The sequence below is a fragment of the Streptomyces sp. McG3 genome (genome assembly GCF_018619185.1).
In the GTDB taxonomy this organism is placed as follows: domain Bacteria; phylum Actinomycetota; class Actinomycetes; order Streptomycetales; family Streptomycetaceae; genus Streptomyces.
On the sequence record NZ_JAAXYC010000298.1, the window covers coordinates 1 to 9,895 of the forward strand.

Annotated in this window: 6 protein-coding genes and 1 pseudogene; 1 reads left to right on the top strand and 6 read right to left on the bottom strand. The window is 71.0% G+C overall.

Going from position 1 to position 9,895, the window contains the following annotated elements; all coding sequences use genetic code 11:
• Nucleotides 1-312: pseudogene (locus tag HET64_RS39365) on the bottom strand (hypothetical protein); the annotation flags it as partial.
• Between the two features lie 261 nt (nucleotides 313-573).
• On the opposite strand from HET64_RS39365, the gene gcl reads away from it, so the two are divergent.
• Entirely contained in the window at nucleotides 574-2,358 is a 1,785-nt protein-coding gene (gene gcl, locus HET64_RS31795) for a glyoxylate carboligase (RefSeq protein ID WP_215110610.1), read from the top strand.
• A 699-nt stretch (nucleotides 2,359-3,057) separates the two neighbouring features.
• Here the strand turns inward: gcl and HET64_RS31800 are convergent.
• The 5 genes from HET64_RS31800 to HET64_RS31820 form a co-directional block, all read right to left on the bottom strand.
• Nucleotides 3,058-4,515: a catalase gene (locus HET64_RS31800; protein WP_215110611.1), complete on the bottom strand. Its 1,458-nt coding sequence runs from the start codon at nucleotides 4,513-4,515 to the stop codon at nucleotides 3,058-3,060.
• Nucleotides 4,516-4,744: 229 nt separating this feature from the next.
• Entirely contained in the window at nucleotides 4,745-5,638 is an 894-nt protein-coding gene (locus HET64_RS31805) for a 2-hydroxy-3-oxopropionate reductase (protein WP_073803970.1), read from the bottom strand.
• 79 nt (nucleotides 5,639-5,717) lie between these two features.
• Entirely contained in the window at nucleotides 5,718-6,557 is an 840-nt protein-coding gene (locus HET64_RS31810; RefSeq protein ID WP_215110612.1) for a TIM barrel protein, read from the bottom strand.
• 215 nt (nucleotides 6,558-6,772) lie between these two features.
• Nucleotides 6,773-8,221: a cellulose binding domain-containing protein gene (locus HET64_RS31815; protein ID WP_215110613.1), complete on the bottom strand. Its 1,449-nt coding sequence runs from the start codon at nucleotides 8,219-8,221 to the stop codon at nucleotides 6,773-6,775.
• Nucleotides 8,222-8,258: 37 nt separating this feature from the next.
• Nucleotides 8,259-9,869 carry a beta-N-acetylhexosaminidase gene (locus HET64_RS31820; RefSeq protein WP_215110614.1) on the bottom strand — a complete coding sequence of 537 codons (1,611 nt, stop codon included), beginning with the start codon at nucleotides 9,867-9,869 and terminating at the stop codon, nucleotides 8,259-8,261.
• Nucleotides 9,870-9,895 lie beyond the last annotated feature (26 nt).

Consider the following 9,895-nt stretch of genomic DNA (forward strand, 5'->3'; position numbering starts at 1 on the left):
AGATGTGTATAAGACACAGGGGGAGACCGGCGAGGCAGGGGCCGGCGCGGCGGCCACCGGGCGCACCGGTATCCGCAGGACGGTCCCGCACGGACAGCACAGCTCGGGCTGGGGCCACTGGTTCTCCCGGGCGCAGGACGCGCACCGGACGGTGACCCACGCGTCGTTCCAGCTGCGGTGGGTGACCAGGACCGCCGGGGCGTCCCGCAGCAGGGGCGGTGCGGTGGGCGTCCCGCACGGGCAGGGGTAGGCCGGTGTGCTGTAGGCGTGGTCCCGGCCGCAGACAGGGCACCGTACCGGCACGGACTCCACGATCGTCTCCCTCCGGCACGGACGGCGCGGCCGACTGCGCTCCGTGCCTCCCTCGTCACGCCATCGTCCACCAGGAGCGAGGCTCTGGGGAGGGGGTTGGCGGACTTCGTAGGGGCGGGCGGAGGTCCGCGCCCTTGACGGCGGTCGCCCCACGTTTTAGATTGCTTCCGTATAGCAGAACTGAATTTCCGTAATGCGGAATTGGTGCTCTCAGGTGGCGCGACAGAGCCCGACTCCACCAATCCCGAGCAGGAGCACTCAATGCCTCGTATGACCGCTGCCCGAGCGGCAGTTGAGATCCTCAAGCGCGAAGGCGTCAGCAACGCGTTCGGTGTGCCGGGTGCGGCGATCAACCCCTTCTACGCGGCCCTCAAGGCCTCCGGCGGGGTGCAGCACACACTGGCCCGGCACGTCGAGGGCGCCTCCCACATGGCCGAGGGCTACACCCGGGCCGAGGCCGGCAACATCGGCGTCTGCATCGGCACGTCGGGCCCGGCGGGCACCGACATGATCACCGGTCTGTACTCCGCCATCGCCGACTCCATCCCGATCCTGTGCATCACCGGCCAGGCCCCGACCGCCGTCCTGCACAAGGAGGACTTCCAGGCCGTCGACATCGCGTCGATCGCCAAGCCGGTCACCAAGGCGGCGACCACCGTCCTGGAGGCCGCGCAGGTCCCCGGCGTCTTCCAGCAGGCCTTCCACCTGATGCGCACCGGCCGGCCCGGCCCGGTCCTCATCGACCTGCCGATCGACGTCCAGCTCACCGAGATCGAGTTCGACCCCGAGCTGTACGAGCCCCTGCCGGTGCACAAGCCGGCGGCCTCCCGCAAGCAGATCGAGCGAGCGATCCAGATGCTGAACGCCTCGGAGCGTCCGGTGCTCGTCGCGGGCGGCGGCATCATCAACGCCGACGCCTCCGAGCTCCTCGTGGAGTTCGCCGAGCTGACCGGCGTCCCGGTCATCCCGACCCTGATGGGCTGGGGCATCCTCCCCGACGACCACGAGCTGAACGCCGGCATGGTCGGCCTCCAGACCTCGCACCGCTACGGCAACGCGAACTTCCTGGAGTCCGACTTCGTCCTCGGCATCGGCAACCGCTGGGCCAACCGCCACACCGGCAAGCTGGACGTCTACACCCAGGGCCGCACCTTCGTCCACGTCGACATCGAGCCCACCCAGCTCGGCAAGATCTTCGCCCCGGACCTCGGCATCGCCTCCGACGCCAAGGCCGCGCTGACGCTCTTCGTCGAGGTGGCGCGTGAGCTGAAGGCCGCGGGCGAGCTGAAGGACCGTTCGGCCTGGGCCGCGTCCACGCAGGAGCGCAGGGCGACCCTCCAGCGCAAGACCCACTTCGACAACGTGCCGCTCAAGCCGCAGCGCGTGTACGAGGAGATGAACCGGGCGTTCGGCCCGGAGACCCGTTACGTCACCACGATCGGGCTCTCCCAGATCGCCGGCGCGCAGATGCTGCACGTCTACAAGCCGCGCCACTGGATCAACTGCGGCCAGGCGGGCCCCCTCGGCTGGACGATCCCGGCCGCGCTGGGCGTCGCCACCGCGGACCCGGAGGGCACGGTCGTCGCCCTCTCCGGCGACTACGACTTCCAGTTCATGCTGGAGGAGCTGGCCGTCGGCGCGCAGCACCGCATCCCGTACGTCCACGTCCTGGTGAACAACTCCTACCTGGGGCTCATCCGCCAGGCGCAGCGCAACTTCGACATCGACTTCCAGGTCAACCTGGAGTTCGAGAACATCAACTCCCCGGAGCTGGGCGTCTACGGCGTGGACCACGTCAAGGTCGTCGAGGGACTCGGCTGCAAGGCGATCCGGGTCACCGAGCCGGACCAGCTGCTGCCGGCCTTCGAGGAGGCGAAGAAGCTCGCCGCGGAGTTCCGGGTGCCGGTCGTCGTCGAGGCGATCCTGGAGCGGGTCACGAACATCGCGATGAGCGGCAGTGACATCGCGTCGGTCAACGAGTTCGAGGACATCGCGACGGACGCGTCCCACGCGCCCACCGCGATCCGCCCCCTGACGGCGTCCTGACCCCCACCCGCCGCAGCCGACAGGCCCCCGCCCCGGATTCCTTCCCGGGGCGGGGGCCTGTTTCGCTGCGTGCGGGCGCCTTCCGCCCCGCCGAAGATGTCCTCAAGCGCCGGACGGGCTGGATGCGGATCATCCCAGCCAGTCCGGGTGATTCCAGCCCGTCCGGCAATCCCAGCCCGTCCGGCGCTTGAGGACGGAAGCCTCGCGGGGGAGGGGCCGAACTCCCCAGGCAGGGTTCAGAGCACGTCCCCCACGCAGGGAGCGGCCTGCTCCGGAGCCACGGTTCCGTCCTCAAACGCCGGACGGGCTGAATGGTGCCGGCCCACCCGGGCCACGGTTCTCCATGCGTCGGGCGGGCTTGGTGGTGCCGGCCCACCCGGGTCACGGTTCCTCATGCGTCGGGTCTCGTTGCCGGAGGGGGCCGGGAAACGTTCCCGCCCACGCGAAAGGGCGCGGAGTACGGGACCGTATCCGTACTCCGCGCCCTCGTTCAGGGAGCGACAGAGGTGTCGCCGGGTGACAGGGACCGCGGCGGCGGCGATCGGCCCGGGGGAGGGCGTCTCCTTCAGGTCAGGAGACGGTCCCCGGGTCCTTCACCACCGCACTGGCATCGCTCGACCGCCGCGGCCTCGTCGTCCTGCCCGCGCCGCGCGGCACCCCTCATCCGGGTGCGCGGTACGGGCAGGGTCCAGGGGAGGCTCAGTCCTCGCGCAGGGCGCGGACGGCCTTCTCGACGCGCTTGCCGTAGTCGGCGTCGGCGGCGTGGAAGTGGGCGAGGTTCTTCTCGATCACGTCGTCACGGGTGACCTGCGAGAGGCCTCCCGCGATGTTCGCGACCAGGCGGCCCTTCTCGTCGTCGGACATGAGCCGGAAGAGTTCGCCCGCCTGGAAGAAGTCGTCGTCCTTGGTGTGCGCGGGCGCCTCGTGCGTGCCCGTCCACCCGTGGATCGCCAGCGGGGCGGCGAGCGCCGCGTCGGTCTGCGCCGGACCGGCGTACGAGTTGGGCTCGTAGTTCTTGTCGTGGCGCGAGCCGTTGCGGGTCGCGTGGACGCCGTCGCGGCCGTAGTTGTCGACGACGGCGGTGCGCGGCGCGTTCACCGGCAGGTGGGTGTGGTTGACGCCCAGGCGGTAGCGGTGCGCGTCCGCGTAGGCGAACAGCCGGCCCTGGAGCATCTTGTCCGGGGAGGGACCGATGCCGGGCACGAAGTTGTTCGGGGAGAACGCGGCCTGCTCGACCTCGGCGAAGACGTTGTCCGGGTTGCGGTCCAGGACCAGGCGGCCGACCCGCTGGAGCGGGTAGTCGCTGTGCGGCCACACCTTGGTGAGGTCGAACGGGTTGAACCGGTAGTCGGCGGCGTCGGCGGCCGGCATCACCTGGACGTGCAGCGTCCAGGAGGGGTTGACGCCGCGCTCGATGGCCTGGAGCAGGTCCGTCTGGTGCGAGTTGGCGTCCTTGCCGACGAGCTCGGCGGCCTGGTCGGCGGAGAGGGAGCGCACGCCCTGGTTCGTCTTGAAGTGGTATTTGACGAAGAAGGCCTCGCCCGCGGCGTTCGTCCACTGGTAGGTGTGTGAGCCGTAGCCGTTCATGTGGCGGTACGAGGCGGGGATGCCGCGGTCGCCCATCAGCCAGGTGATCTGGTGCGTCGCCTCGGGGGCGTGCGCCCAGAAGTCCCAGACGTTGTCCGGCTCCTGCTTGCCCGTGAACGGGTCGCGCTTCTGCGAGTGGATGAAGTCGGGGAACTTGATCGGGTCCTTGATGAAGAACACCGGGGTGTTGTTCCCGACCAGGTCGTAATTGCCCTCGTCCGTATAGAACTTGAGGGCGAAGCCACGCGGGTCGCGGACCGCGTCCGCGCCGCCGAGCGAGTCGGCGACGGTCGAGAAGCGGATGAACGTCTCGGTGCGCTTGCCCACCTGGGAGAGGAAGTCGGCGCGGGTGAAGCCCGTGACGTCGTCGGTGACCTCGAAGTAGCCGTACGCGCCGGAACCGCGGGCGTGCACCACGCGCTCCGGGATGCGCTCACGGTTGAAGCGGGCGAGCTTCTCCAGGAGGTGCTGGTCCTGGAGGAGGATCGGTCCACCGACACCGGCGGTGGCGGAGTTCTGGTTGTCGGCGACCGGGGCGCCTGACTCGGTCGTGAGCACACGCTTAGCCATGTGGCGGGATGACCTTTCGTACGAGCTGCTGACGGCTTGAGGAGCGTAGATTCGCCGCGGAGCAACGTCAACAGTTTGTTGAAAACGAAGTGTGTGGTTCCGGGCCGCGGCAGCGCCTGGGCGCGACAGGACAGGTGTCAGCGCCACCGCGGCCCGGAGATCAGGGGGCCCGTTCGTGCGGGCCGTGGCCCCGTGCGGGGCCAGGGGCTCCTCGCGGAGCCGCAGGGGGTCAGACCTGGGAGCCGGACAGCCGCTCGACCGAGCGCAGCAGCGCCGAGTGGTCCAGGCCGCCGTCGCCCTGGGCGCGCAGCGAGGCGACCAGCTGGGCGACCACGCCGCCGACGGGCAGGGCCGCGCCGACGTTGCGGGCGGCGTCCGTGACGATGCCCATGTCCTTGTGGTGCAGGTCGATCCGGAAGCCGGGGGCGAAGTCCCGCTTCAGGAAGTTGTCCTTCTTGCGGGTCAGCACGGTCGAGCCGGCCAGACCGCCGTTGAGGACGTCCAGTGCGGCGGCGAGGTCGACGCCGGACTTCTCCAGGAAGACCACGGCCTCGGCGCAGGCCTGGATGTTGACCGCGACGATCAGCTGGTTGGCCGCCTTCACCGTCTGGCCGGAGCCGTGCGGGCCACAGAGCACGATGGTCTTGCCGAGCGCCTCCAGCAGCGGCTTCGCGGCGTCGAAGTCCGCCTGCTCGCCGCCGACCATGATGGACAGGACCGCCTCGATGGCGCCGGCCTCGCCGCCGGAGACCGGCGCGTCCAGGACCCGGATGCCCTTCTCGGCCGCGTTCTTGGCGAGGTCCACGGAGGTCTGCGGGGTGATGGAGGACATGTCCACCAGCAGGGCGCCGCGCTTGGCGTTCTCCAGGATGCCGTCGGGGCCGTAGGCGATGGCCTCGACCTGCGGGGAGGCGGGCACCATCGTGATGACGACGTCCGCGTCCCTGACCGCGTCCGCGATCGAGGAGGCGCCGTTGCCGCCGGCCGCGACCAGGCGGTCGACCTTGTCCTGCTCCAGGGTGTATCCGGTGACGTCGTAACCGGCCTTGACCAGGTTCTCGGACATGGGGGAGCCCATGATGCCGAGGCCGATCCACGCAACCTTGGGGAGGTTGTTGCTCATGAGGGTGCCTTCCTGAAAAACGTTTGTACGTAAGGGGGTTGGGCTCGACCGGAGGCCGGCCCGGCCCGCCCGCGGCCGGTCAGCGGGCCGCTCGGGCCGACGCCGGGAGCCAGTCGAAGGATTCCGCGCTCGGCCGGTCGCCCGGCTTGTACTCCAGGCCGACCCAGCCCGCGTACCCGGCGTCCTTCAGCTCGTCGAGGAGCTGCTCCAGCGGCAGCGAACCGGTGCCCGGCGCGCCGCGCCCCGGGTTGTCGGCGATCTGGACGTGGCCGGTCTTCGCGGCGTACGCCTTGATGACCTGGCTCAGGTCCTCGCCGTTCATCGAGAGGTGGTAGAGGTCCAGCAGGAACTTGGCGTTCCCGAGGCCCGTCGCCGCGTTCACCTTGTCGACGACCTCGATCGCGGCCGGTGCGCTGACCAGCGGATAGAGCGGCGACTCCGGCTTGTTGAGGGTCTCGACGAGGAGGATCGCCCCGACCCGGTCCGCCGCGCGGGCGGCCAGTACCAGGTTCTCCAGGGCGAGCGCGTCCTGCACCTGCGGGTCCGCACCCTCGACGCGGTTGCCGTACAGCGCGTTGAGCGCCGTGCAGCCGACCGAGGCGGCGAAGTCGGCCGCCACCTCGATGTTGGCCCGGAAGCGGTCCGACTCCGTGCCGGGCACGGAGAGCGCGCCGCGGTCGGGGCCGGGCAGCTGTCCGGCGTAGAAGTTCAGCCCCACCAACTGGGTGCCGGCGTCGTCGAGCGCCTTCTTGAGGGCGTCGAGCTCCGCCTGCGGAGGGGTGGGGGTCTCGATCCAGGGCCACCACAGCTCGACCGCCGTGAAGCCCGCCGCGGCGGCTGCCGCGGGACGCTCCAGGAGCGGGAGTTCCGTGAAGAGGATCGAAAGGTTCACATTGAAGCGCTGGTCCGGGTATCCCATGAGGATGTCGGCGCTCCTTCCGTATTGCGGAAGTTAGTTTCTGCTTAACGGAAGATTGCCCGGCGGGTGGCGGGGCTGTCAAGGGGGTGCCGGAAAATTCGCCCCGGCCGGCGCCGTACGGAATCGGTGGCGAGGGCGCCTTCGGGCATACGAAAGCGGGGCGGGGGTCGCCCTCGACCCCCGCCCCGCCCGGCTCCCACGCCGTACGGACCCCGCTATCCGGCCGGAACCGTGTCCTCGAAGCTCGTCCCGGCACCCCGGTACGCCCCGACCATCGCGTTGACCTGTGCCGGGGTGAGCACCTGGTCCTTCACGTGCAGGACGTAGTCCACCTGCTGGTCGTAGGCGCGGGGCGTGGTGCTCGGCTGCCCCTCCAGGTCGATCAGCCACTGGTTGAAGTTGATCGACATCGGCCGCTCGGGCAGATAGGCCGCCCCGTGCGTCCCGAAGTGCTGCCCGTCGACGTAGTACGTGATCTCGTCGTCGTCGATCGTCACCACCAGGTCGTGCCAGCCCGCGTACGACTGCCGGACCTCGCTGTGCGCGTTGACCGCCTCCCACGGATCGGGCCGGTAGGTCTCCCACGAGGTCGTGTAGAGGATGTTCGCCGGCTCGCCCCAGCCGCCGTTGGGCAGGTACTCGAAGTCGTACTCCGCGTAGTCGTCCGCCATCGGCGCCTTGAGGTCGTTGATGGTGAAGAACGTCTGCACGATCCGGTCGCCGTCCGGTCCCGAGCGCGGCGCGTCACTGAACTTCACCCGGGACGCGTAGGTCCCGTTCTTGAACTTCATCGACCGCGTCAGGATCTCGGTGTGCTTCGTCGAGGCCCCCGTGCCGGCCGTCGAGGTCTCCAGGTTCATCACCGAGTTCCCGCTCTGCGAGGCGAAGGTGACGTTCTCCGGGGCCCAGGTCGCGCCCGGTACCCCCGGGCCGCCGGAGTTGGACCGGACGCTCCAGCCGTTCGCGTTGATCTCCGGGTCGGTGTGGGAGCTGTAGTCGAAGTCGTCGAACAGCGCCGGCGCGTCCCCCGGCGGGTCGGTGGGCGGGTCCGTCGGGTCCGGCGGGTCGGTCGGGCCGTTGCCCCCGGGGGCCTCGCCCCACACGGTCGCCCCGGAGACATGAGCGGTCACCTTGGACCAGTCGCCGTACGCCGTCCTGTCCGCGCCGAAGGAGTAGTCGTCGGACTGGACGAGCGAGGCCCAGGAGCTCTGGTGGAAGCGGAGCTGCAGGTCTCCGGTGTCCGCCCCCGGCGCCAGCGAACCGGCCCCGGCCGTGAAGCCGATCTCCAGATAGCGGTCCGCGGTGGCGGTCGGATGCGCGGGCGTCCCGAACGTACCGGTGATGTTCGCGCACCCCTTCACCGCCCAGGAGCAGGCGAACCGGTAGGCGGCGGAGGCCGAGTCGGCCTTGAAGTAGTAGCGCACCTTGACGCTGCTCAGCGGTACGGAGGTGGAGCCGGCGTTACGGACCTTCAGCCACGGCTCGCTCTGGTCGGCGCTCGCGCCGGACGCGCTCGTGCGGTACTGGACGACGATCCCGTCCGCCGCGGCGGACGCCGAGGACGGCAGCGCGGCCAGCCCGGTGGCGGCCAGGGCCACGGCGGCGGCCGAGGCGGCGGCGATGCGCAGCCTGGACCTGCGCGGATTCCTGCGTGATGTGTTCACGGGTCTGTTCCTCTCCGGAACGGTGGTGGGGGAGTGGCTACGAGTGGGGTCGCGCTGTTCCTGAAGACGGGGACGCGTACGGGGCGGTCGCGAGCGACCGCGCGTCCAGCGGGCGGTAGGGGACGCCCAGGGCGTCCAGCCGGGCGGTGTGGTGACGCAGCCGCTCGACGAACCCCGGCCAGTCGCCGCGCCCGCCGGACCAGGACCGGTCGGCCAGCGCGCAGAGCCGTGGGTAGCTGAGGTACTCGATCTCCTCGGGGGTGCGGGCGTACTCGGTCCACAGCTGGGCCTGCGTCCCGAGCACCCGCGCCCGGTCCGCCTCCGGCCAGTCCGGCGGCGCCGGTTCGTAGCCGTGGACCGTGTGCAGGGGGACCGGAGCCCCGGGCTGGGCGACCGGCTCGGACGGGTCGCCGGACTGGGCGTAGTCGAGGTAGGTCGCCCGGTGGTGCGCGGCGATCACCTGATGGCCCCGGTGTGCGGCGGCCCGTGCGTGCGAGGAGTCGCGCCAGGTCATCACCGTGAATTCCGGGGGGAGTTCGGCGCCGTTCTCGACCCAGCCGAGCGGAATCCGGCCGCGTTCCACGAGGAACGCCCCGATCCGGCCCATGAACCAGCCGTGCAGCGCCGCCGGGTCCGCGAGCCCCAGGGCCGCCGCGCGCTCCCGGGCGGCCGGGCTCTCCTCCCACTCGGTGGTCGGGCACTCCTCGCCCCCGATGTGGAGGTACGGGGACGGGAAGACGTCCATCACCTCCTCCAGCACGGCCCGGCAGAAGTCGAAGACCCCCTCGTGCACGCCGAGGATCGTGTCGCACACCCCCCAGCGGGTCCACACGTCCAGCTCACGCCCGGGGTTGTTGCCCAGCTCCGGGTAGGCGGCGAGCGCCGCCCGCACATGGCCGGGCATCTCGATCTCCGGTACGACGGTGACCCCGCGCTCCGCCGCGTACCGCACCAGGCCTCTCAACTCCGCCTTGGTGTACGACCCTCCGTGCGGCACCGCGTCGAAGTGCGCCCCGTCCGGGCCGGTCGGGCCCTTCTGCGACCGGGCCCGCCGGGAGCCGACCGAGATCAGCCGGGGGTAGGCGTCGACCGGCATCCGCCAGCCCTGGTCGTCGGTGAGGTGCAGGTGCAGGACGTTCAGCTTGTGCAGCGCCAGCAGATCCACGTACCGGCGCAGATAGCCGACCGGCTGGAAGCGCCGCGCCACGTCCAGCATCGCCCCGCGCCACGGCCGCTCCGGCACGTCGGTGATCTCGACGCACGGCAGCTCCCAGGACCCGGCCTCCGACGCCCCGCCCGACAGGGCTTCGGCGGGCAGGAGCTGGCGGATCGTCTGGACGCCCCGGAGGAGCCCGGTGAGATGGGCGGCACGCAGCTGGAGGGCCTGCCGGGCGACCGTCAGCCCGTACCCCTCCTCGCCGAGGCCGCCGAGCCGGTCGTCCAGGGCGAGGACGACCCGGCCGTCCGACGCCGGGGCGAGGGGGAGCCCGGCCGCGCGGCCGACCAGGGAGCGCAGCAGGTCCGCCGCAGGTTCCGCGCCCGGCAGCGCCCGGACGGTGGTGTCCCGGTCGAGGGTGAGCCGGCCGCCGAGCGAGGAGACCCTGGTGGGCCGGGGAAGGAGGGCGAGGTCGGGGCGCGATGCGGGCACGGCGGTCTCCGGATTCGGTTCGCGGG

Coding starts and splice junctions, on each gene's coding strand:
- HET64_RS31800 (WP_215110611.1), bottom strand. CDS start 4,515: ATGGCTAAGCGTGTGCTCACGACCGAGTCAGGCGCCCCGGTCGCCGAC.
- HET64_RS31810 (WP_215110612.1), bottom strand. CDS start 6,557: ATGGGATACCCGGACCAGCGCTTCAATGTGAACCTTTCGATCCTCTTC.
- gcl (WP_215110610.1), top strand. CDS start 574: ATGCCTCGTATGACCGCTGCCCGAGCGGCAGTTGAGATCCTCAAGCGC.
- HET64_RS31805 (WP_073803970.1), bottom strand. CDS start 5,638: ATGAGCAACAACCTCCCCAAGGTTGCGTGGATCGGCCTCGGCATCATG.